Source organism: Streptomyces katrae, assembly GCF_002028425.1.
GTDB lineage: Bacteria > Actinomycetota > Actinomycetes > Streptomycetales > Streptomycetaceae > Streptomyces > Streptomyces katrae_A.
Genome location: NZ_CP020042.1, coordinates 3,040,402 through 3,062,880, shown reverse-complemented (window position 1 = coordinate 3,062,880; position 22,479 = coordinate 3,040,402). Strand labels below are relative to the sequence as shown.

At 72.6% G+C, this 22,479-nt stretch carries 18 protein-coding genes and 1 tRNA gene; 17 read left to right on the top strand and 2 right to left on the bottom strand.

The window, feature by feature from the left end; all coding sequences use genetic code 11:
- The first annotated feature begins 66 nt into the window (after nt 1-66).
- The 12 genes from B4U46_RS13815 to B4U46_RS13760 all read left to right on the top strand — a co-directional run bounded on the left by B4U46_RS13815 (nt 67) and on the right by B4U46_RS13760 (nt 15,968).
- Nucleotides 67-627, top strand: a complete 561-nt coding sequence (locus tag B4U46_RS13815) for a YqgE/AlgH family protein (protein WP_079427382.1) — start codon at nt 67-69, stop codon at nt 625-627.
- 29 nt (nt 628-656) lie between these two features.
- A complete protein-coding gene (locus B4U46_RS13810) occupies nt 657-941 on the top strand; it encodes a DUF3039 domain-containing protein (RefSeq protein WP_079427380.1) in 285 nt (94 codons plus the stop codon).
- 172 nt (nt 942-1,113) lie between these two features.
- Nucleotides 1,114-2,766 (top strand): beta-N-acetylhexosaminidase, encoded by a 1,653-nt coding sequence (locus B4U46_RS13805; protein WP_079427378.1) that lies wholly within the window; start codon nt 1,114-1,116, stop codon nt 2,764-2,766.
- Between the two features lie 459 nt (nt 2,767-3,225).
- A complete protein-coding gene (locus B4U46_RS13800) occupies nt 3,226-4,152 on the top strand; it encodes an FAD binding domain-containing protein (protein ID WP_079427376.1) in 927 nt (308 codons plus the stop codon).
- Nucleotides 4,149-6,851 carry a 2Fe-2S iron-sulfur cluster-binding protein gene (locus B4U46_RS36505; protein ID WP_261340944.1) on the top strand — a complete coding sequence of 901 codons (2,703 nt, stop codon included), beginning with the start codon at nt 4,149-4,151 and terminating at the stop codon, nt 6,849-6,851. Before B4U46_RS13800 ends, B4U46_RS36505 begins: the two co-directional genes overlap by 4 nt.
- The gene (locus B4U46_RS13790) at nt 6,848-9,223 is read left to right on the top strand and encodes a xanthine dehydrogenase family protein molybdopterin-binding subunit (protein WP_167747585.1); all 2,376 of its coding nucleotides are present in this window, start codon (nt 6,848-6,850) and stop codon (nt 9,221-9,223) included. The genes B4U46_RS36505 and B4U46_RS13790 overlap by 4 nt, the downstream gene beginning before the upstream one ends.
- A 109-nt stretch (nt 9,224-9,332) precedes the next feature.
- Entirely contained in the window at nt 9,333-9,866 is a 534-nt protein-coding gene (locus B4U46_RS13785; RefSeq protein ID WP_237292853.1) for a DUF2563 family protein, read from the top strand.
- The gene (locus B4U46_RS37375) at nt 9,866-11,293 is read left to right on the top strand and encodes a WXG100 family type VII secretion target (RefSeq protein WP_123995674.1); all 1,428 of its coding nucleotides are present in this window, start codon (nt 9,866-9,868) and stop codon (nt 11,291-11,293) included. The genes B4U46_RS13785 and B4U46_RS37375 overlap by 1 nt, the downstream gene beginning before the upstream one ends.
- A 12-nt stretch (nt 11,294-11,305) precedes the next feature.
- A complete protein-coding gene (gene mycP / locus B4U46_RS13775) occupies nt 11,306-12,481 on the top strand; it encodes a type VII secretion-associated serine protease mycosin (RefSeq protein ID WP_079427373.1) in 1,176 nt (391 codons plus the stop codon).
- Nucleotides 12,482-12,512: 31 nt separating this feature from the next.
- A complete protein-coding gene (locus B4U46_RS13770; RefSeq protein WP_079427371.1) occupies nt 12,513-12,923 on the top strand; it encodes a hypothetical protein in 411 nt (136 codons plus the stop codon).
- A gap of 16 nt (nt 12,924-12,939) precedes the next feature.
- Nucleotides 12,940-15,288, top strand: coding sequence for a hypothetical protein (locus B4U46_RS13765; protein ID WP_079427370.1), 2,349 nt, complete (start codon nt 12,940-12,942; stop codon nt 15,286-15,288).
- Nucleotides 15,289-15,323: 35 nt separating this feature from the next.
- Complete coding sequence (locus tag B4U46_RS13760) at nt 15,324-15,968, top strand: hypothetical protein (protein WP_123995673.1); 645 nt, start codon at nt 15,324-15,326, stop codon at nt 15,966-15,968.
- 46 nt (nt 15,969-16,014) lie between these two features.
- Here B4U46_RS13760 and B4U46_RS13755 read toward each other — a convergent pair.
- Nucleotides 16,015-16,086: transfer RNA gene (locus B4U46_RS13755), tRNA-Cys, on the bottom strand.
- A 184-nt stretch (nt 16,087-16,270) separates the two neighbouring features.
- On the opposite strand from B4U46_RS13755, the gene B4U46_RS13750 reads away from it, so the two are divergent.
- The 4 genes from B4U46_RS13750 to B4U46_RS13735 all read left to right on the top strand — a co-directional run bounded on the left by B4U46_RS13750 (nt 16,271) and on the right by B4U46_RS13735 (nt 20,367).
- Entirely contained in the window at nt 16,271-17,755 is a 1,485-nt protein-coding gene (locus tag B4U46_RS13750) for an MFS transporter (protein WP_079427366.1), read from the top strand.
- A gap of 31 nt (nt 17,756-17,786) precedes the next feature.
- Entirely contained in the window at nt 17,787-18,041 is a 255-nt protein-coding gene (locus B4U46_RS13745) for a hypothetical protein (RefSeq protein WP_079427364.1), read from the top strand.
- The gene (locus tag B4U46_RS13740) at nt 18,038-18,445 is read left to right on the top strand and encodes a type II toxin-antitoxin system death-on-curing family toxin (protein ID WP_107438262.1); all 408 of its coding nucleotides are present in this window, start codon (nt 18,038-18,040) and stop codon (nt 18,443-18,445) included. Before B4U46_RS13745 ends, B4U46_RS13740 begins: the two co-directional genes overlap by 4 nt.
- A gap of 134 nt (nt 18,446-18,579) precedes the next feature.
- Nucleotides 18,580-20,367, top strand: coding sequence for a DEAD/DEAH box helicase (locus tag B4U46_RS13735; RefSeq protein WP_079427361.1), 1,788 nt, complete (start codon nt 18,580-18,582; stop codon nt 20,365-20,367).
- An 83-nt stretch (nt 20,368-20,450) separates the two neighbouring features.
- Here the strand turns inward: B4U46_RS13735 and B4U46_RS13730 are convergent, their stop codons facing one another.
- Nucleotides 20,451-21,458 (bottom strand): hypothetical protein, encoded by a 1,008-nt coding sequence (locus B4U46_RS13730; protein WP_079427359.1) that lies wholly within the window; start codon nt 21,456-21,458, stop codon nt 20,451-20,453.
- Between the two features lie 374 nt (nt 21,459-21,832).
- Between B4U46_RS13730 and B4U46_RS13725 the strand changes: the two genes are divergently transcribed.
- Nucleotides 21,833-22,474 carry an IclR family transcriptional regulator gene (locus B4U46_RS13725; RefSeq protein WP_007264382.1) on the top strand — a complete coding sequence of 214 codons (642 nt, stop codon included), beginning with the start codon at nt 21,833-21,835 and terminating at the stop codon, nt 22,472-22,474.
- Nucleotides 22,475-22,479 lie beyond the last annotated feature (5 nt).

Sequence of the window (22,479 nt, the reverse complement as noted above, 5' to 3'; positions counted from 1 at the left end):
AGCTGCGCGTGATCGGATCGCGCCGCCCGCTCCCCCCGGAGGGCGAATGTGCGAGATCATGTGCCCATGACCGAGGTGTCCTCCCTCACAGGGCGGCTGCTCGTGGCCACCCCCGCCCTCGCGGATCCGAACTTCGACCGCGCGGTGGTGCTGCTGCTCGACCACGACGAGCAGGGCTCCCTCGGCGTGGTCCTCAACCGGCCCACCCCCGTGGACGTCCGCGACATCCTGCTGCCGTGGGCCCCGCTGGCCGGCGATCCCGGCGTGGTGTTCCAGGGCGGCCCCGTCGCCCTCGACTCCGCCCTGGGGGTCGCGGTGATACCGGGCGAGGAGGGCCCGCTCGGCTGGCGCCGGGTGCACGGGGCCATCGGCCTCGTCGACCTGGAGGCCCCGCCGGAACTGCTCGCCGCCGCCCTCGGAGGCCTGCGGATCTTCGCCGGGTACTCCGGCTGGGGGCCCGGCCAGCTGGAGGACGAGCTGGGCGACGGCGCCTGGTACGTGGTGGACTCCGAGCCGGGCGACGTCTCCTTCCCCGACCCCGAACGGCTGTGGCGGGCGGTGCTGCGCCGCCAGCGCAGCGACCTCGCGATGGTCGCCACCTATCTGGACGACCCGTCGCTCAACTGACCCCGGCGGCGTTCAGTACCCTGGTTTTTATGAGCACTCTCGAGCCCGATCGCGGGACTGGTACGGGGACCCTCGTAGAGCCGACGCCCGTGGTGTCCCACGGCGACGGCGACCACGAGCGCTTCGCCCACTACGTCCAGAAGGACAAGATCATGGCGAGCGCCCTCGACGGCACCCCCGTCGTCGCGCTCTGCGGCAAGGTCTGGGTGCCGGGCCGCGACCCGAAGAAGTACCCCGTCTGCCCCATGTGCAAGGAGATCTACGACTCCATGGGCGCCGGCGGCGACAAGGACAAGGGCGGCAAGGACTCGTAACGGGTCCGGCTCCCGCCGACGAGGCCCCCGGGGCGTGCGCCCGCGCGCACCCCGGGGGCCTTCGTGCACCCGGATCCATTTGTCCGGACCTTTCGCCGCCGGGGCCTATGCCGGGGGCGGGTGCGCGGCTAGGGTCGGGCGCGAGGAGCGCTCTGTCGTGAGGGGCTGACGCATGGACCTGATCCCCGTACCCCGGATGGCCGTTCCCGACGAGGAGGGCCGCCGCTACGTCTTCGGGCCCGAGCCCGTGCTCGACGCCGGGCCGGGCTGCGAGGGCGTCGCGCGCTGGCTGCGCCGGGAGGTCGGGGGCGCCACCGGGTGGGCGCTCCCGGCGGGGGCGCCGGGCGACCTGCGGCTGAGGCTGGAGCCCGGGGGCGCGGGGTCCGGGGGCATGGGGTCCGGGGGTACGGAGCCCGAGGCGTACCGGCTCGACGTCGGCGCCGACGGGGTCGAGCTGACCGGTGCGGACGCCGCGGGGCTGTTCTGGGGCGCCCAGACGCTGCGTCAGCTCCTGGGCCCCGACGCCCACCGGCGGGCCCCGCTGCGGCCCGGGCGGACCTGGGACCTGCCGTACGTCCGCATCGCCGACCGTCCCCGCTTCGGCTGGCGCGGGCTGATGCTGGACGTGGCCCGGCACTTCATGCCCAAGGACGGGGTGCTGCGCTACGTCGACCTGCTGGCCGCGCACAAGCTCAACGTGCTGCACCTGCACCTGACGGACGACCAGGGGTGGCGCATCGAGATCAAGCGCCACCCGCTCCTCACGGAGACCGGCTCCTGGCGGCCCCGCAGCCGCTGGGGGCACCGTGCGTCCCCGCTGTGGAACGAGACCCCGCACGGCGGCTTCTACACCCACGACGACATCCGCGAGATCGTCGCCTACGCGGCCGAGCGGCACGTGCGGATCGTCCCCGAGATCGACATCCCCGGACACTCCCAGGCCGCGATCGCCGCCTACCCCTGGCTGGGCAACGCCGACGTCGTGGACACCGCCGCGCTGGAGGTGTGGGACGACTGGGGCGTCAACGAGAACGTGCTCGCGCCGACCGAGGAGGTCCTGCGCTTCTACGAGGGCGTCTTCGAGGAGGTGCTGGAGCTGTTCCCGCCCGAGGTCTCACCGTTCGTGCACGTGGGCGGCGACGAGTGCCCCAAGGACCAGTGGCGGGCCTCGGCGACGGCGCAGGCGCGCATCGGGGAGCTGGGCGTGGACGGGGAGGACGGCCTCCAGGCCTGGTTCATCCGGCACTTCGACCGCTGGCTCGCCGACCGGGGCCGCCGGCTCATCGGCTGGGACGAGATCCTGGAGGGCGGTCTCGCGGACGGCGCGGCCGTCTCCTCCTGGCGCGGCTACGCGGGTGGCATCGCCGCCGCCGAGGCCGGGCACGACGTGGTGATGTGCCCGGAGCAGCAGGTGTACCTGGACCACCGTCAGGCGGACGGCCCCGACGAGCCGATGCCCATCGGGTACGTGCGTTCGCTGGAGGACGTCTACCGGTTCGAGCCGGTGCCGCCGAAGCTCTCGCCGGAGGCGGCCGCGCACGTGCTGGGCGCGCAGGCGAACGTGTGGACCGAGGTGATGGAGCACCAGGGGCGGGTCGACTACCAGGTGTTCCCCCGGCTGGCCGCCTTCGCGGAGGCGGTGTGGTCGTGGCTGCCGGAACCGGAATCCCGTGACTGGGCCCGCTTCGAGGGGCGGGTGGCGGGGCACCTGGCGCGGCTGGACGCCCTCGGGGTCGCTTACCGGCCACCGGGCGGGCCCCTGCCGTGGCAGCGGCGGCCGGGGGTGCTGGGGCGTCCGCGCGAGGGCGCGCCCCCGATCGTGTGACCCGGGGGCGCGGGGGAGCCGCGTGTGCCCGCCGGCGCCCTCCGCGTCCGGAAGCGGAACTCTACGGGAACCTTGGGGAAGCTTCGGGAACCTTCGGGAAGCTTCGGGAACCTTTGGAACTGTCGCTCGAACAAGGTGTATCCGGGGGAAAACGGACGTTCGGGTCGGTGTCGTACGAAGGTGGTACGGGTGGGTCCGCAGGGGCTGCGGAGGGGGCCGGCCGTGGGGGTGGCCGGGGGCCCGGCCCGGGTGGAAAAGGCGTGGCGGGCGGGTGTGCGGAAGGTGTCCGGGCGCCCCGCCGCCGGGACCCGGACGCCCGGGGCCGGTGGTACCCGGGAGACCCTCGCGCCGGGCGGTCCCGAAGATGTGCCAGAGTTGCCACGTCCCGGCGGTGAGCACGTACCGTACGGCGGACAGGCGTGAGCGCCAGGACCGGGACATCGGGAAGGGGCAGCTGGGTTGACCACGCACGCACCGCACACACCGCATTCGGCTCAGGGGCCGCACACCCCGCATTCGGCGCCGGGGCAGGCGGCGCAGTCCGTGATGCTGCCGGCCTCGCTCGACGAGGCCGTCGCGGCGCTCGCCGCCATGCCCGCGGCCGTCCCGGTGGCCGGTGGCACCGACCTCATGGCGGCGGTCAACGCCGGACTGCTGCGGCCCGCCGCGCTGGTGGGCCTCGGGCGGATCAACGAGATCCGCGGCTGGCAGTACCAGGACGGGCACGCCCTGCTCGGCGCCGGTCTGACCCACGCCCGGATGGGACGGCCGGATTTCGCCGCTCTGATCCCGGCGCTGGCCACGGCCGCGCGTGCGGCCGGCCCGCCGCAGATCCGCAACGCCGGCACCCTGGGCGGCAACATCGCGACGGCCGCGCCGACCGGTGACGCACTGCCCGTGCTGGCCGCGCTGGAGGCGGTGCTGGTCATCGTCGGCCCCGGCGGCTCGCAGCGCGAGATCCCCGTCTCCCACCTGCTCGCCGGGCGGGAGATGCTGCGTCCCGGCGAGCTGATCGGTTTCGTGCGGGTGCCGCTGCTGCACGCCCCCCAGGTGTTCCTGAAGGCCACGGGGCGGACGGGACCGGGGCGCGCGGTGGCCTCCGTGGGGCTCGTGCTGGACCCCGCGCGCCGGGGCGTGCGGTGTGCGATCGGCGCGGTGGCCCCGATGCCGCTGCGGCCGCTGGAGGCCGAGCAGTGGGTGGCCTCGCTGATCGACTGGGACGGGGACCGCAGTCTGGCCCCGGAGGCCCTGGAGGCCTTCGGCGAGTACGTCGCGGCGGCGTGCGTGCCCGACCAGGGGCAGCAGGTCTCCGCCGGAGTACTGCATCTGCGGCGCACCGTCGCCGTGCTGGCGCGCAGGGCCCTGGGGAGGGCGCTGACCTCATGAGTGAGAACGAGAACGTGAGCGGAACGAGCGGGGACGCGCAGAACATGGGGAACGGCGGCGCCGGGGGCGCGGCCGCAGGGGCCGGCTGGGGCTGGGAGCCGGTGCCGCACGGGGGCGACTACGACTCCGACGCCACCGCCTTCGTGCAGCTGCCGCAGGACATGCTGGACGCGCTCGACACCGGGGAGCCCCTCGCGGCGCCCGGGCACGGCTTCGTGCCGCCTCCGATGATCATGCCGCTGGGCTCGTCCGGCAGTACGGACCCCAGCGCCACCGGCACCTGGACGATGCCGGCCCAGTGGCCCGCGGCGGGCGGCGCGGCCGGGCAGGCCGAGGCCGCCGACGCGGCGCCGGCGGCTCCGTCCCGCGCGCCGATCCCCGCGTCGATCCCGCTCCCGGCGTCGGTGGCGGCCGCCTTCGCGGCGGCCGAGCCCGAGGCGCACGCGGAGTTCCACGGCGGCGCGCGGCCGGACGCCGCCCAGGACGGACGGGCGCAGCCCGGCTCCCGGCTGGCCTCCCACGCCGGGGCCCACGGGACGGCGCAGCACGGGGAGCCCGGGGAGTTCGCGGAGTTCGCGGGGCACGGGGAGTACGCGGAGTCCGCGGGGCATGCGGAGTCCGGGGGCTTCGCGGGGCATGCGGGGCACGGGGAGTCCGGGGAGTTCGCGGAGCCCGCGCAGTTCGCGGAGCGCGCGGAACCCGTGGGGTTCGCGGAGCAGCGGCACGTGCAGCACTACGCCGGCCCGCACGCCGGGGTGGACCCGGGGGCGACGGCCGAATGGCAGTTCCCGGAGGCGCTGCACCAGGACGAGGAGTCCTCGGCCACCGGGCACTGGACGCTGCCGGCCGACCTTGCGGGTGGCGGCGCGGGTGCGGATGCCGGTGGTGGGGGTGGCGTCGACGGTGTCGGCGGTATCGGTGGGGACGGTGTCGGCCCCGACGGTTTCGGGCTCGGCCGGGCTGCCGGAAGCGGCGCCGGTGCCGGGCGCGGCGGTGAGCTGCCCGGCGGGACCGGGGAGTTCCGGGCCGGCGGGGCGGACGGTGGCTGGGGCCAGGCCCCGGTGACGCTGCCGGGCGGGGCCCAGGCCCCCTGGGCGGCGGCCGAGGTGCCGGGCGGGCCGGGGGCGGAGGCCGTGGCGGCCGCGGCCGAGATGCCGCTGAGCTCCGGGGTGCTGCCGGGCGGCGGTGGCCAGGGGCCGCAGGGGGCCGGGGCCGGGGTGCCGGGGCGCGGGCCGAGGGTGCTGGGCGGTCCCGGTGTCGGGACCCCGCTGCCCGAGGGCTACCCCCAGGCCGGGCCGGAGCCCGAGTCCGTGCTGGACGCCGCCCCGGACATCGAGGCCTCGCACGGCCACGGCCCGGCGCAGCCCCCGGCGGGGGACGAGCGGCCGCGGCCGGCGGAGGCCGAGGGCGCCGACGCCGCACCGGGGGAGGGGTCCGCCCCCGCCCCGGTACCGGGCGGGACGGACGGGCACGGCTTCGGGGAGGGGGCCGGTGCCCCCGCCGGAGCGGAGGCCGCGCCCGCGCCGGGTGAGGACACCGCCGACAGCGCCGTGCCGGCCCCGGCCGGGCACGACACCGGGGAGTTCCCGCTCGGGGAGGCGTCGTACGAGGAGGAACGGCAGCCCGCCGTCGCCCATCACGAGCACCCTTCCGCGTCGTACGTCCTGCGCGTCAACGGCGCCGACCGGCCCGTCACCGGCGCCTGGATCGGCGAGTCCCTGCTCTACGTGCTGCGCGAGCGGCTCGGCCTGGCCGGCGCCAAGGACGGCTGCTCCCAGGGCGAGTGCGGGGCGTGCGCGGTGCAGGTCGACGGGCGGCTCGTCGCCTCCTGCCTGGTCCCGGCGGCCACCGCGGCCGGCTCCGAGGTCCGCACGGTCGAGGGCCTGGCCCAGGGCGGGGAACTCTCGGACGTGCAGCAGGCGTTGTGCAGGTCGGGCGGGGTGCAGTGCGGGTTCTGCGTGCCCGGCATGGCCATGACCATCCATGACCTGCTGGAGGGCAACCACGCCCCCAGCGAGCTGGAGACCCGCCAGGCGCTGTGCGGCAACCTCTGCCGCTGCTCCGGCTACAAGGGCGTCATCGAGGCGGTCCGCGAGGTCATCGCGGAGCGCGAGGCCACCGCGTCGCAGGCCGCGGAAGCGGGAGCGCAGGCCCCGGCGGAAGCGCTCATCCCGCACCAGGCGCCGCCGGGCCAGGGCGGCGTGCACGGCTTCGACGTCCCGGCCCCGGGCCCCGACGGGACGTTCGGCGGCAACGGCTTCGACGCCTCCGCCGTGTTCGAGGCGTCCGGCGGCTTCGACGCGGGCGTTCCCGGCCCGAACGGGACACTGGGCGGCAACGGCTTCGAGGTACCGGGCGGCTTCGAGGCCGTAGCCGGCGGCCCGGGCGGCCCCGGCGGCCCCGGCGGCACGCTGGGCGGCAACGGCTTCGACGCGTCGGCCGCGTTCGAGCCGGCCCCGGGCGCGGACGGGACCTTCGGCGGCAACGGCTTCGACCCGTCCGGCGTGGCCCACGCCGGCGGCTTCGACGCGTTCGACGCGCTCGACACGACGGGCGCCCTCGGCATCCCGGGCACCCCGGGCGCGGCCGGCGGCGCTGCCCCCGGCCCGCACGGGTTCGACGGCGCCCACGGCCCCACCCACGGCACCAGCAGCAGCAGCGGATTCGACGGGATCCACCACAACGGAGGCATGGCGTGAGCGGGCAGGACGCGGCCACGGCGACGACCACGACCACCACGACCACCACCATGACCATGGCGACGCTCAACGGCGGCGCCGACGGCGACGGTGACGGCGGCGGCACGGGCGACCAGCGCCCCGCGCGCGGAATCGGAGCCTCCGTCCCCTCGGCGGACACCCGTGCCAAGACCGAGGGCACCTACCCCTACGCCGCCGACCTGTGGGCCGAGGGCCTGCTGTGGGCCGCCGTGCTGCGCTCCCCGCACGCCCACGCCCGTATCCGTTCCATCGACACCTCGGCCGCCGTCGAGATGCCCGGCGTGCGGGCCGTCATCACCCACGCCGACGTCCCCGGCGCCACCACCCACGGCCGCCGCATCGCCGACCGGCCGGTCTTCGCCCACGACGTCGTGCGCCACCACGGCGAGCCCATCGCCGCCGTGGCCGCCGACCACCCCGACACGGCCCGCCTCGCGGCCGCCGCCATCGCCGTCGAGTACGAGCTCCTCGACGCCGTCACCGACCCCGAGCAGTCCTTCGGCGCCGCCCCGCTCCACCCGGACGGCAACCTGATCCGGCACATCCCGCTGCGCTACGGCGACCCGGACGCCACGGGCGAGGTGGTCGTCGAGGGCCTCTACCGCATCGGCCGCCAGGACCCGGCCCCCATCGGCGCCGAGGCCGGCCTCGCCGTGCCCCGCCCCGACGGCGGCGTCGAGATCTACACCGCCTCCACCGACCCGCACACCGACCGCGACCTCGCCGCCGCCTGCTTCGGCCTCGACCCGGACCGCGTCCGCGTCGTCGTCACCGGCGTCCCCGGCGCCACCGCCGACCGCGAGGACCCCGCCTTCCAGCTCCCGCTCGGCCTCCTCGCCCTGCGCACCGGCTGCCCGGTCAAACTGGCCGCCACCCGCGAGGAGTCCTTCCTCGGCCACGCCCACCGCCACCCCACCCTGCTGCGCTACCGCCACCACGCGGACGCCGAGGGCCGGCTGGTCAAGGTCGAGGCGCAGATCCTGATGGACGCCGGCGCCTACGCCGACGCCTCCGCGGAATCCCTCGCGGCGGCCGTGGCCTTCGCGTGCGGCCCGTACGTGGTCCCGCACGCTTTCGTGGAGGGCTGGGCGGTCCGCACGAACAACCCGCCCTCCGGCCACGTGCGCGGCGAGGGCGCCATGCAGGTCTGCGCGGCCTACGAGGGCCAGATGGACAAACTCGCGGCCGCCCTTGGCATCGACGGCGCGGAACTGCGCCTGCGCAACGTCCTCGCCACCGGCGACCTCCTGCCCACCGGCCAGACCGTCACCTGCCCGGCGCCGGTGGCCGAACTCCTCCGTTCGGTCCGCGACTTCCCCCTTCCCTCCCTCCCCAAGGACACCCCGGAGGAGGACTGGCTGCTGCCCGGCGGCCCCGAGGGCGCGGGCGAGCCCGGTGCGGTGCGGCGCGGCGTCGGCTACGGCGTGGGTATGGTCCACATGCTCGGCGCGGAGGGCGCCGACGAGGTGTCCACCGCCACCGTGAAGGTGGTCGGCGGCACCGCCACTGTCATCTGCGCGGCCGTCGACACCGGCCAGGGCTTCGCCACCCTCGCCCGCCAGATCGTCCAGGAGGTGCTGGGCATCGACGAGGTGACCTGCGCCCCCGTGGACACCGACCAGCCGCCCGCGGGCCCCTCCGCCCACGGCCGCCACACCTGGGTCTCGGGCGGGGCCGTCGAGCGGGCCGCGAAGATGGTCCGCACGCAGCTCCTCCAGCCGATGGCCCACAAGCTCGGTATGTCCACCGAACTCCTCCAGATCCAGGACGGCCGGATCACGTCGTACGACGGCGCCTTCTCCCTCTCGGTGGCGGAAGCCATAGAGGGCAAGGAGCTCTGGGCGACGGCCCAGTGCCGCCCGCACCCCACCGAGCCGCTGGACGACCACGGCCAGGGCGACGCCTTCGTGGGCCTGGCCTTCTGCGCGGTCCGCGCGGTGGTCGACGTGGACATCGAACTCGGCACGGTCCGGGTGGTGGAGCTGGCCGTCGCGCAGGACGTGGGCCGCGTCCTCAACCCCCGCCAGCTGGAGGCCCGTATCGAAGCGGGCGTCACCCAGGGCGTCGGCGCGGCCCTGACGGAGAACCTCCGCTCGGTCGCCGGCCTGGTCCGCCACCCCGACCTGACGGGCTACGCCCTGCCGACGTCCCTGGACGCCCCGGCGGTGCGGATCGTCCGGCTGGTGGAGGAACGGGACGTGGTGGCCCCGTTCGGTGCGAAGGCCGCGAGCGCGGTCCCGGTGGTGACGACCCCGGCGGCGGTGGCCTCGGCGGTGCGCGCGGCGACGGGGCGGCCGGTGAACAGGATCCCGATCCGGCCATCCGCGGCGGTGGCGGTGCCCAACTCGTAGCGGTCTGCCCCACCTTGCCGTCAGTGCCGGTCGTTAGAGTGGCGGGTGACAGGGGGGACGCACGCGCGCGGACGGGTGCGGACGGGGACGGGAAGTGGGGGAGGCCATCGTGGCAGGCGAAACCACGCCGGGACTGCTGGGCGGCGGCAACATCGCCGGAGGTGTGGCGGACGCGGTGATGCGCCAGGCGAAGGCGCTCGAAGTCGAGTACGAGTCGCTGACCGACGCCAAGAAGCGGGTCGACGCCCTGCTGAAGAAGCTGGACGGCTCCGAGGCGGACGCCGGCAAACTCGCCCACGGCTCCCTCCCCGCCGGCACCCTCGGCACGGGCTTCGCGGAGGCGGAGTCCCTGTTCAAGGCGTACGACACGGTCCACAGCGAGCTCCAGAAGCTGTCGCAGGGCCTGGCCGGGCAGATCGAGGCGCTCGGCATCGCCATCCAGACGGCGGGCAAGGGCTATGCCGGAGTCGACGAGGACACGCAGGCGAGGATGCGGGCCCTCATCAGGCGCTCGAAGGAGGAGTACGTAGAGGACCGCGACCCCCTCATCCAGCAGCAGAAGGAAGCCCAGAAGCAGCACCAGGGCTCTTCCGCCCCGGCCACCCCGACCCCGACTCCGAGCACGTCGAAGGGCACGATCTGATGGCGACGACGAACTTCGACGGCTACTCGCACGAGCAGTTGCTCGCGATGATCGCCTCCCTCGACCCGGAGACGGTCAAGACGCGCGCCACGCAGCTGGCGGACGCGGCGAAGGCGCTCAACGAGATCGGCGAGAGCCTGAAGAACCACCAGGTCAAGGGCTGGGAGGGCGAGGCGGCCCACGCCTTCCACGACTGGGTGAGCCGCGCGGGCAACGCCACGCTGACCCTGGGCAAGTACAGCGACGCGGGCAGCACGTGGATGACGCACGCCGCCCAGACGATGGTCGAGGTCAAGGCCAACACCCCGAAGTACGACAAGGGGGCGGCCGACAACCTGGAGGCGGCCCGCAAGTCCCACAACGACCCGGACGCCCAGCAGATCGGCCAGACGGCCCACGCCAAACTGACGGCGGACCACGAACAGGCGGTCCAGCAACTGACGAAACTGGCCCAGTCCTACGACGCCTCGGCAACCCAACTGAGCCGCACGGAGGCTCCTACGTTTCCGCCACCGCCAGCGGTGTTCGCGCCGCAGGGCGTCGATTTCGAGGAGATCTCCCGCCCTCGGGGGGACGGCGCTGCAGCCGGGCCTTCTGGTTCCGGTGTTTCGACCCATGCCGTGGTATCGCCCAGTGGTGGCGGCCCTTCCGCGGATGCGGGGTTGACGCAGTCTCACACCTCATCTGATGCGGGACGACCTGCGTCTGCGCCGCCGTCGCCCTCCCCGCAGGGCATCCCGGGCCGTGGCGTGAATGTGGATCTTGACCATGTCGCGACCCTTCCGGACAAGACTCTGCCTCCGACCCCGGGTCTGCCTGTCGGGCCCGGCCCGAGCGTGCCTGGTGGGAACCCTCCCAGCAACGGCCTGATCCTGCCACCGCCATTGCCCCCAATCGGTGGACCGCCATCGTTGGGCGGCGGCTCGCTAACCGTGCCCCGGGCCCCAGGTGGCATTGGCGGCAAGGTGGGTGGCATCCCGGTTCCGTCGCCGCGCGATACAGGCATCGTGGGTGGCCGACAGATCGCCACAGGTGGACCCAGCGCCAATATTCCGCGAGGCACGGTCATCGGAGCTGAAGGCCCGTACGCGGGTGGCAGCCGCGGGATGCCCGGCATGATGGGTGGCGGCCTCGGTGGTGCGCACGGCGCTTCAGGCAGTCCGGTCACTGGTCGGAGGCTAGCGATGGAACCGGGTGGCGTTGTCGGGGGCCGTCAGGCCACGGCTGGTGGCCAGCCGTTCACCCAGGGAGGGTCGGGCCTTGTTCGCAATGGAGCGGGCGTCGGTGCCGTGGGCCATGGTGGCACGGCCTCCCCGGCATCGCCCCGTCGCCGTGGAGGCCAGGACGGCAATCGCCCGGACTACCTGACTGAAGACGAAGAGACCTGGCAGGGTGACCGTCGTGTTGTGCCGCCAGTGATCGACTGAGCGGATCGGACAATGCAGCAGATGCGCATGTGCAAGGCGACCTCTGCCCTGATGGGCGTACTTTTGGCCGGCGTTGCTGCTACTCCGGCACATGCGCAGACCATTCGAGAGCAGCAATGGCATCTAGATGCCATGAAGGCTGACGATATTTGGAAGATCAGCACCGGTAAGGGGGTCACTGTTGCTGTCATTGACAGTGGCGTCGACCGTATTCCGGAACTAGAGGGTCAGGTTCTACCGGGAAGGGATTTTGCGGCAGGCCTGGATGGCTACAAGGGCGACGAGCGTACTGACTATGACAAGCACGGGACCACGATGGCGGCGTTGATCGCTGGCTCAGGAAGGCATCCAAGCGGTGACGGCGCGTTCGGCCTGGCCCCTGGAGCCAAGATTCTCCCCATTCGGGTACCGCACGAGTTCAATGCTGCAAGCCCGTCGTGGACTGCCGCAATTCGGTTCGCGGCCGATTCGGACGCCAAGGTCATAAATATCTCCATGGCGACTCCCAAGGACGACCCTGGGCGGCTCGATGCTGTGAAGTACGCGCTTTCTAAGGGGAAATTGATCTTCGCCGGTGTTGGCAATGACGGCGATACGACGAATCCCGTTCTCTATCCGGCCGCGACGCCTGGAGTGGTGGGGGTCGGAGCGGTTGATGCGGATGGGGCTGCAGCAAAGGTGTCGCAGCATGGGCCGCAGGTCGACATCTCAGCCCCCGGTGTTGGCCTCGTAACAGCGTGTGCACGCGAGACGGGGCTATGCACCAGCAGCGGCACCAGCGACGCCACAGCCCTAACCTCCGCCTCCGCCGCCCTCCTCTGGTCCGCCCACCCCACCTGGACCAACAACCAGGTCCTCCGCGTCCTCCTCAACACCGCCGGCAAGCCCGTCGACGGCGTAGAGCGCAACGACTACATCGGCTACGGCGTAGTCCGCCCCCGGGTCGCGCTGCCCACCCCCGGCGACCCCGGTCCTCCGGACGTCTACCCCCTCCCCGATCTCGCCGCCGCCGCTGCCGGCTCCCCCTCTCCCGGGGGAAAGATCACGCCATCGCCTGCGTCGCAGCCCCGAGCTGCGGTAAAAAAGGCCGACGGTGGCGGTTCGCCCTGGATCGCCCTCGGACTCGGGGCCTGCGTTCTTATCGGTGGAGCCGTCACCGCGGTCGTCGTACGCCGGGCCAAGCGCTGACCTGAACCGACACACGAGTGGAGTGCACGCCATGTCCTTCGAAGAGGAATGGTCCGCCGCCCGAGCCACCGCCGCCGCCAACGTCTCCATGAGGCTCAACCAGGGTCCAGCCGCCTCCGGCGCCGACCTCGAGCTGAACCAGGACCACATCGGAGCCGTCGGCAGCGAGGCGTACAAGCTCCACTCCCGCCTCCAGACCGACGGCAAGCACGCCGCCACCGCCTCCGGCGAGGCGGCCGGCGCGCTCTCGCGGGAGGGCTTCGCCAGCGGGGCCGCCCTCGCCAAGGCGAACAGCCGCTGGGAGAGCCAGGTCAAGACCCTCGTCGCCGCCTGCGCGCAGATCTCCAACGGGCTCAACTACTCGCTCTCCTCCCACGCCAAGGAAGAGCAGCAGCTCTACGCCGAGTTCACCTCCTCCAAGATCGACGAGTACCTCAAGTAGGGAAAGGCGCGCGGCCGTGCTGACGTACGAGAACGTCCTCAACGCCCCGATCGACAAGCTCGCCACCGCCATCCGCGACTGGCAGGCGATGGCCGCCAAGCTGGAGGAGCTGGCCGAGGCCGCCCGCAGCGGGATGAAGGCCAAGTCCGACCAGGCCCAGTGGAGCGGGGTCACCGCGGGCGTGGCGCGGCCATTCGTCGACAAGACGGCCAAGGAGTTCCAGGACGCGGCCAAGGAAGCCAAGGGCATCCATCAGGCGCTCACCCAGGGCCACGACGCCTTCAAGTCCTCCCGCGACCAGCTGAAGAAGATCGCCGAGGAGGAGGCCCCCGCCGCGGGCTTCCAGGTCGATGCGAAGGGCAAGGTCACCGCGGTCCCCCTCGCCTCCGCCGCGGACCGCAACACGGCTCGGCACGACCTCGACTACCAGCAGTCCCTCCGAGCCAACCAGGCGCAGTGGCAGGCGAAGGTCGACGCCCTCATCGACGCCTGCGACGACGTCGACCAGTCCCTTGCCCGCCTCCTCAACGCCAACGTCGCCGAGGACCACAACTTCAGCGCCCCGAAGTACTCAAGCCTCGCCGCCGAACAGGCCGGCCGCGCGACCGACCTCGCGCGGAAGGGCCGCAACCTCTCGCACGCCGAGCTCACGGAACTCAACGAACTGCTGGCCGACAACGCCAAGGTCCCGGAGTTCTCGACCGCCTTCTACGGGAACCTCGGCCCCAAGGGTGCGCTCCAGTTCTTCGGCACCATGGCGACCGACACCTATGAGTACGGCAAGCTCGACGAGCAGCGGCTGAAGGACGTCCAGGAACTCCAGCAGAACCTGGGCCTCAACCTGGCCACCGCCACCCGCTCCACCACCGAACCCCACCTGCCCGACAGCTACGCGGCCGAGCTCCGCAAGCTGGGCACCCAGCAGATCCCCCTGGCCCGCTACGACCAGAACCCGCCGTACGGGTACCAGCTGCTCGGCGGGATCATGCGCTACGGCAACTACGACCCGAAGTTCCTGGTCCCGATCGCCGAGCACGCGACGCAGATCCACGCCAAGAACCCGGACTTCTTCACCGGAACCCGCCAGCTCAACGGCTACGGCAAGAACATGCTGAACCCCTCCGGCATCAACGGCGCGGGCTACGACCCGGTGGTCAGCTTCCTGGAGGCCCTGGGCCACAGCCCGGAGGCGTCGGCCCAGTTCTTCGACCCGAAGCGCGAGCACCTTCCCTCGTACAACGAAGACGGGACGCTGCACGCGGGCGACGCCAACCTCGGCAAGGACGCCAAGGGAAAACCGATCGCCAGCTACCTCGACTTCTTCGCCAACGAGAAGTACCACCCCACCATCGACATGGAGGGCATGAACCCAGACGACCTGAAAAAGGTCGGGAACTACATGCCCGACGCCCTGGGACACGCTTTGGAAGCGGCCACTCTCGGCCACGCCTGGGACGACCCCAAGCCGGAGCTCCACCGCACCGAGACGGGGGCGCACGTCATGGAGGCTGTAGCGCTGAAGTACGGCGGCGACGCCGGACTGCTCATGCGCCAGGAGGTCCTCGCGGACAGCTTGGGAAATATGACCGCAGGCTACGTCGACGACGTCAACTGGGCGCTGAACGAGAACGACCAGCGGAGCCTCTTCGCCCCACGATCCGAGGGGGCAACGCACGCGAGCTTCGGGCGCGCCGGTGTCCGCGACCTGTTGGCCGCCTTGGGACAGCATCCTGACGCCTATGCCACGGTGTCCACCGCCGAACGCGTCTACTCCGCGAGCGTCCTGGAGAGCCAGGGGGTGCACGACGGCGCGATCGACGAGGGCCGGGCGCGGACGGCGATCCGTACCGGTGCCGAGGTTCAGGGAATCCTCGACGAGTCACGGGCGGAGCAGGTCAAGGGAGTCCACGACAGGAAGCAGGAGCTGTACGAGAGGGCGCACGAGCAGAACTCGTCCTGGATCGAGTTCGGCACCACGGCTGCCATCGCAGCCGGTGTTGCCTTCCTGCCCGCCACGGCTGCTGCGGCAGGTGCGGCGGCGGTCGTCGTCCCCCTGGCCATGGACACCGGTACCGGTCTCGTGGAGCAGGCCGCAGGGCAGGTCATCGGGGAATGGTCGGAGACGGCCAAGGAGCAGCACAAGGACGATCTCGACGGCAAGACGCACGACGACAACAAGGCGACGTTCCAGAGCGGCGAGTACAGCGCCGAGGCGCCCATGCGGGCCTTCATGACGCGTCATGACGTCGACCGGAACAGCGTCCTCGGCAACAACCTCTACGAGTCGATGCGCAGCGGCTATATGACGGGCAACTCCACCGCCCGTCAGCAGGGCCACGAGGCGCAGACCAAGGGCGTCGAGTGAACCACGGACGGATACGGCGCCCGCTGGGGTGCCTGGTGCTCGTCCCCATGGCGGCGGTGGGCTGTTCCGGCGGAACGCCGGAGCGACCGGCTCCGGCGCCGACCGTGGCGAGGGTTTCGGCTGACCAGGTCTGTGCAGGCCTGTTCACGGGAGATGGTGGGAAGGGGCTGGAGCGGGTCCTCGAATCCACGGAGTTCCGGCTCCGGAACCAGAAGTGGAATCCGGATGCCAGGGCCGTCGCGCAGGTGATGGAGGACGCGTACAGGTCTGGCAACCGGATCCGCGAGATGCCTCAGGCGGTCTGCGAGGTCTCGGGATCCGAGAAGGAACTTCACGTGCCGACGGTGACGCTGCAGTTCACCGCCTTCAGCCTGTACGCCGGAGATCCCGCCGACTTCCCGTCCGGGAGCGACCGGGGTGTGCGGGTTGCCAGCAGTCCAGGGAAGTTCATGCACCTCTCCTATGACTGCGTCAGCTCCCGATTCGGCTCCACACCGGAGGTTCCCCTGCGGATCAAGATCCTGCTTCACGAGGAGTGGGAAGAGAGCAAGGGCGGGGACGTTCTCCGCGCCGACTACATGGCCATCAACCACTCCGCCGGCCTGGCCGTGGCCAAGGAGCTCCGGTGCGCGGATGACGGCGGGCTTCCTGCTCGGGCTGCCGACCTGCCGACGGGCTGAGGGCCGCCCGGGGAACATTCCCCGGGCGGCCCTCAGCCCGTCGTAGAGGCCGTGACCGGAATCGAACCGGCGTAACTCGCTTTGCAGGCGAGTCCCTCAACCACTCGGGCACACGGCCGTGCTGTGCTGCGCTGGGTACGACGCTACGGGCCCCCGGCGGCGGCCGGGAAGGGGAGCGTGGGGGCTGCAATGTGACTGCCATGCGGCGTTTACACGGGCCCTTCGGCCTAGGTCCCGCGGACCATGCGGGATCCGACCAAATGACAGGGGCGAGACCCGGCCGCGCACCTTACTCTGGGGCGATGAGCGCCCTTGAACCCCGGATATCAGAGAACAGTGACGCCGCCCCGCCACCGCCGGGCGGCGGGATTCTGGGGCCGGCGTACCGGACGCTGAGCGTCGGGATCATTTCCGTGATCTTCCTGATCGCCTTCGAGGCCACCGCCGTCGGGACCGCCATGCCCGTCGCCGCGCGCGAGCTGGACGGGATCGGGCTCTACGCCTTCGGGTTCTCCGCCTACTTCACCACCAGCCTCTTCGGCATGGTCCTGTCCGGCCAGTGGGCCGACCGGCAAGGGCCGCTGCGGCCGCTGAGCGTCGGGATCGGGGCCTTCGCCGCCGGGCTGGTGTGTTCCGGGACAGCCGCCGTCATGGGGGTGTTCGTGCTGGGGCGGGCCGTGCAGGGGTTCGGGGGCGGGCTGGTCATCGTCGCGCTCTACGTCGTCGTCAGCCGGGCCTACGAGGAGCGGCTGCGGCCCGCGATCATGGCGGCCTTCGCCGCGAGCTGGGTGGTCCCGTCCATCGTCGGGCCGCTGGCCGCCGGGACGGTCACCGAGCGCCTCGGCTGGCGGTGGGTGTTCCTCGGGATCCCCGTCCTGGTCGTCGTCCCTCTGATCGTGGCGCTGCCCGCGATCCGCCGGACCGCGTCCGGGCCGGTGGACACCGGCGGGGAGGCGCCCGCCGCCTTCGACCGGCGGCGGATCCGGCTGGCCCTCGGGATCTCGGTGGGCGCAGGGCTCCTCCAGTACGCCGCGCAGGACCTGCGGTGGCTGTCGCTGCTGCCCGGCGCCGCCGGCGCCGCCCTGCTGGTGCCGGCGGTGCTGGGGCTGCTGCCGCGCGGGACCTACCGCGCGCGGCGCGGGCTGCCGTCCGTGGTGCTGCTGCGCGGGGTGGCGGCCGGGGCCTTCATCGGGGCGGAGAGCTTCGTGCCGCTGATGCTGGTCACCCAGCGCGGGCTCAGCCCGACCCTGGCCGGGTTCTCGCTGGCGCTGGGCGGGGTGACCTGGGCGCTGGGCTCGTGGGTGCAGTCCCAGGGGCGGACGGCGCCCTACCGGGAGCGGCTGATGGTGGCCGGGATGGTGCTGGTGGCGCTCGCGATCCTCGCCGCCCCGGCGGTGCTGGTCGAGTCGGTGCCGGTGTGGACGCTGGCCGTGGCGTGGGCCGTGGGCTCCCTCGGCATGGGGCTGGTGATCGGCTCGACGAGCGTGCTGCTGCTCCGGCTGTCGGCGCCGGAGGAGGCGGGGGCGAACTCCGCCGCGCTCCAGATCTCCGACGCGCTGGCCAACGTGGTGCTGCTCGCGGCGTGCGGGGCGGCGTTCGCCGCGCTGGGCGGGGGAGCGGTGGGCGCGGGGCACGTGCTCGAAGCGGGGGGCGGGGCCTCGCACCCGGCGGCGTTCCTCGTCGTGTTCCTGCCGATGGCCTGCGTGGCGCTGGTGGGCGCCTGGGTGGCGACCCGGCTGCACGAGCGTCCGTCCGAAGCGGCAGGGACGGGGGCGAAAAGCGGGTGATCGGGAGGCGGGTCGTCGTTACTCTGCGTGCATGAAGGACGCGGATGACAGGGACGACGTGGACGACGCCAACGATACGGGCGGCGCGGGCGAGCTGGTCATCCGGCTTTCCGCGGCCGAGGCCGCGGAGCTCGCCGACCTCGCCGACGCCTCCGGCTCCGCCCCCGAGGAGCACGCCCTCGCGGCCGTACGGGAGCACCTGCGCCGGGAGCGCGAGCGGGTCGGTGCCGCCGCGGAGCGGCTGGCGCGGCTGCACGCGCCCCTGCTGAAGAGGCTCGGCGAATGACGGGAACGAACGCCGCCGTGCGCCACCTCACCCTCGCCGAGGTCCTCGACCTGGCCCGGTACGCCTGCCTGGCCCAGGACCAGCCGGTCGAGCTGCGAGCCCCCGGACTGCTGGAGTCCGCCGTGCACCGGCCCCGTGCGCGCATGTTTGGGACGCCGGCCTACACCGACCTCCACGAGCAGGCCGCCGCGCTGCTCCACGGCATCGCCGTGAACCATCCGCTGGTCGACGGGAACAAGCGCACCGCCTGGCTCGCCGCCGCCACCTTCCTCGCCGTGAACGGGGTCGACCCGGCCGCCACCGACCAGGACGCGGCGTACGCGCTGGTCGTCGACGCGGCCTCCGGCGCCGAGGCCCGGGTGCCGGTGATCGCCTCCAGGCTGCGGGAGTTGCTGCCGGTGTGACGCTCGCCGCACTGCCCGAGGTCACGGGCCTGTCCCTCCTCGGGGGGTGCTGCGGCGCGGGTAAGGTGGCCCGGTTGTCCGCCCGGTTGTCCTGAGTACAGTACGACCGCCACCGAGAGCCCGAACCGGAGACCGTGACTACTACCGCCTCCCACCACCTCTCACCCGCCTTCCCCGGCCGCGCGCCGTGGGGTACCGCCAGCAAACTGCGTGCCTGGCAGCAGGGGGCGCTGGACAAGTACATCCAGACCCAGCCCCGTGATTTCCTCGCCGTCGCCACCCCCGGCGCCGGCAAGACCACCTTCGCGCTGACCCTGGCCTCCTGGCTGCTGCACCACCACGTGGTGCAGCAGGTGACCGTGGTCGCGCCGACCGAGCACCTGAAGAAGCAGTGGGCGGAAGCCGCCGCCCGCATAGGCATCCGGCTCGACCCCGAGTACTCGGCCGGGCCGCTCAGCAAGGACTACCACGGCGTCGCCGTCACCTACGCCGGTGTCGGTGTGCGCCCGATGCTGCACCGCAACCGCTGCGAGCAGCGCAAGACCCTGGTGATCCTCGACGAGATCCACCACGCGGGCGACTCGAAGTCCTGGGGCGAGGCCTGCCTGGAGGCCTTCGACCCGGCGACCCGCCGCCTGGCCCTGACCGGAACGCCCTTCCGCTCCGACACCAACCCGATCCCGTTCGTGACGTACGAGGAGGGCAACGACGGCATCCGCCGCTCCTCCGCCGACTACACGTACGGCTACGGCAACGCCCTCGGCGACGGCGTGGTCCGCCCCGTGATCTTCCTGTCCTACAGCGGCAACATGCGCTGGCGCACCAAGGCGGGCGACGAGATCGAGGCGCGCCTGGGCGAGCCGATGACCAAGGACGCCATCTCGCAGGCCTGGCGCACGGCGCTGGACCCGCGCGGCGACTGGATGCCGAACGTGCTGCGCGCCGCCGACCAGCGCCTCACCGAGGTCAGGAAGGCCATCCCGGACGCCGGCGGGCTCGTCATCGCCGCCGACCAGGACGCGGCGCGCGCCTACGCCAAGCTGATCCGGGAGATCACCGGCACTAGGCCGACCGTCGTCCTGTCCGACGACACCGGCGCGTCCAAGAACATCGACACCTTCAGTGCGAGCGACGACCGGTGGATGGTCGCGGTCCGCATGGTGTCCGAGGGCGTCGACGTCCCCCGCCTCGCGGTGGGCGTGTACGCGACGACGATCTCGACGCCGCTGTTCTTCGCGCAGGCCGTCGGCCGCTTCGTGCGATCGCGCAGGCGCGGCGAGACGGCCTCCGTGTTCCTTCCGACGATCCCCTACCTCCTCGGCTTCGCCAGCGAGATGGAGGTCGAGCGCGACCACGTCCTGGACCGGCCCAAGAAGGCCGGCGAGGACGAGGACCCGTACGCCGAGTCCGAGAAGGAGATGGAGGAGGCGAACCGGCAGGAGGACGAGGACACCGGCGAGGACGAGCAGATGTCCTTCGAGGCGCTGGAGTCCGACGCCGTCTTCGACCGGGTGCTGTACGACGGCGCCGAGTTCGGCATGCAGGCCCACCCGGGCAGCGAGGAGGAGCAGGACTACCTCGGTATCCCGGGCCTGCTGGAGCCGGACCAGGTGCAGCTGCTGCTGCAGAAGCGGCAGTCACGGCAGATCGCGCACAGCCGCCGCAAGCCGGACTCGGAGGCCGACCTGCTGGAGCTGCCGGCCGAGCGGCGGCCGGTGGTTTCGCACAAGGAGCTGCTGGAGCTGCGCAAGTCGCTGAACACGATGGTGGGCGCGTACGTCCACCAGAGCGGCAAGCCGCACGGGGTGATCCACACCGAGCTGCGCCGCGTGTGCGGCGGGCCGCCGAGCGCGGAGGCGACGGCGGGGCAGCTGAAGGAGCGGATCAAGAAGGTGCAGGAGTGGGCCACCCGGATGCGGTGAGTCCGGTCCTGTCGTCGTGAACGCGGAACGGGGTCCGTGCGCAGGTGCGCACGGACCCCGTTGCCGTAGGGCGTGGAGCCGGGTCAGTTGGTGACGCGGCGACGACGGCCGGTGCCGGCGACCAGGGCCGCACCCATGGCGAGGGCCACACCGCCGGTGCCGAGCGCCCAGCTGGTGGCGGCGTCCGCACCGGTCTCGGCGAGCTCGCCGCCGGTGTTGGTGCCGGTGCCGGTGCCCGTGCCGGTGCCGGTGTTGTGGTCGACGATCGGCGTGGTGGTGCCGCCGCCGTTCGGCTTGGTGTCGTTACCGCCACCGGTGTTGCCGCCACCGGTGTGGTGGTCGCCGGTGTTGCCACCCGTGTTGCTGCCGGCGTCGGAGGTGATCTTCGACTTGTAGGTGGCCGACTCGGACTGGATCGACCCGTCGTCGTTGGACGCGATGGCCTGGACCTTGATGTCGCCGGCCTTGGTGCTCTTCGTGAAGCGGAGCTGCACATCCATGGTGAAGTGGTCGCCGGGCTCCAGCGGGCTGTTGCCGACGTAGACGATGTAGACGTCGCCGCCGTCTTCGTAGACGTAGCCCTCGTCCCAGAACTCCTCGCCCGACTCTTCGTCGTAGGCCAGGACCCTGCCATCGATCTGGTCGGCAGTCACGTTGCCCTCGATCTTGAAGGCGTAGTGGTACCTGTTGATGTGCTTGCCGCTGGTGTTGTCGACCTCGAACTCGAACTTCTGCAGGCTCCCGCCGGCCTTGAAGGTCGACGGCAGACCGGAGAGGGCCACCTTCGGGCCCTGGGCGGCCTTGTGCTCCGGGGCGGGGGCCGGCTTGGCCTCCGGGGCCGGAGCCGGGGCCGGCTTCTCGGCGGCGGGCTTGGCGTCCTTCGCCGGGGCGGGGGTCTCGACGGCCGGCTTCGCCGTGTCCGCGGCCGGGGCGGCCGGGGTCTCGGCGGCGGCGGAGTCACCCTTGGGGGCGGAGTCCGGCGTGGTGACGGCGGTGTTCTTCGCTTCGTCCGCCATCGCGGGCGTGGCCATGAGGACCGTCGGGCCCACTACCGCTGCGGCGGCGACCACGGCCATGCGCTTGAGGTTCACTGCTGGTTCTCTCCCCTGGTATGTGTCCGGGGCGCGTGTCGCCCGGACCCCCCCAACATCTTTTTGAACACGATCAGAGTAATGGCCATGTAAACCGATTTTCGGTCGGGAGACATTACGAATCGATACAGTCGCGAGGAGGAAAGGGCCGAAACCGGCAGGAGGCGACCGGATTCTGGACGAGGCCTTCCGCTGAGCGGACCCGCTCGCTACTGTCCCCGCATCGAACGCCCCGTGGCAGCGCCGCCGCGGGAGCGCAGCCGGTGCCATGGCCGCTACCGGCGGCCTCTCCGTGCGTCGCCGAGGGACCGGCAGCGCTGAACTCATGAGAGTCACCGCCGTCCACCGACGACACAGAGGGAGAGGCAAGCGACGTGACCGCGGAAACCTCCCAGACTCTCGACCGAGGGCTCAGGGTCCTCAAGCTGCTCGCCGACACCGATCACGGGCTGACCGTGACCGAACTCTCCAACCGGCTCGGCGTCAACCGCACGGTGGTCTACCGCCTGCTCGCCACGCTGGAGCAGCACGCCTTGGTCCGCCGTGACCTCGGCGGACGCGCCCGCGTCGGGCTCGGCGTGCTGCGGCTGGGCCGGCAGGTCCACCCGCTGGTGCGCGAAGCCGCCCTGCCCGCGCTGCGTTCGCTCGCCGAGGACATCGGGGCCACCGCGCACCTGACCCTCGTCGACGGCACGGAGGCGCTCGCCGTGGCCGTCGTCGAACCCACCTGGACGGACTACCACGTCGCCTACCGGGCCGGCTTCCGCCACCCGCTGGACCGCGGCGCGGCCGGGCGGGCCATCCTGGCGGCCCGTCAGGGCTCGCTGATCGAGCCCGGCTACACGCTCACCCACGGCGAACTCGAGGCGGGCGCGAGCGGCGCCGCGGCCCCCCTGGTCGGCATCACGGGGCTGGAGGGCAGCGTCGGGGTCGTCATGCTCGCCGACGCCGTGCCGGAGCGGGTCGGTCCGCGCGTGGTCGACGCGGCCCGAGAGGTCGCCGACGCCCTGCGCTGACCCCC

Coding starts and splice junctions, on each gene's coding strand:
- B4U46_RS13815 (WP_079427382.1), top strand. CDS start 67: ATGACCGAGGTGTCCTCCCTCACAGGGCGGCTGCTCGTGGCCACCCCC.
- B4U46_RS13810 (WP_079427380.1), top strand. CDS start 657: ATGAGCACTCTCGAGCCCGATCGCGGGACTGGTACGGGGACCCTCGTA.
- B4U46_RS13805 (WP_079427378.1), top strand. CDS start 1,114: ATGGACCTGATCCCCGTACCCCGGATGGCCGTTCCCGACGAGGAGGGC.
- B4U46_RS36505 (WP_261340944.1), top strand. CDS start 4,149: ATGAGTGAGAACGAGAACGTGAGCGGAACGAGCGGGGACGCGCAGAAC.
- B4U46_RS37375 (WP_123995674.1), top strand. CDS start 9,866: ATGGCGACGACGAACTTCGACGGCTACTCGCACGAGCAGTTGCTCGCG.
- mycP (WP_079427373.1), top strand. CDS start 11,306: ATGCAGCAGATGCGCATGTGCAAGGCGACCTCTGCCCTGATGGGCGTA.
- B4U46_RS13770 (WP_079427371.1), top strand. CDS start 12,513: ATGTCCTTCGAAGAGGAATGGTCCGCCGCCCGAGCCACCGCCGCCGCC.
- B4U46_RS13750 (WP_079427366.1), top strand. CDS start 16,271: ATGAGCGCCCTTGAACCCCGGATATCAGAGAACAGTGACGCCGCCCCG.
- B4U46_RS13745 (WP_079427364.1), top strand. CDS start 17,787: ATGAAGGACGCGGATGACAGGGACGACGTGGACGACGCCAACGATACG.
- B4U46_RS13740 (WP_107438262.1), top strand. CDS start 18,038: ATGACGGGAACGAACGCCGCCGTGCGCCACCTCACCCTCGCCGAGGTC.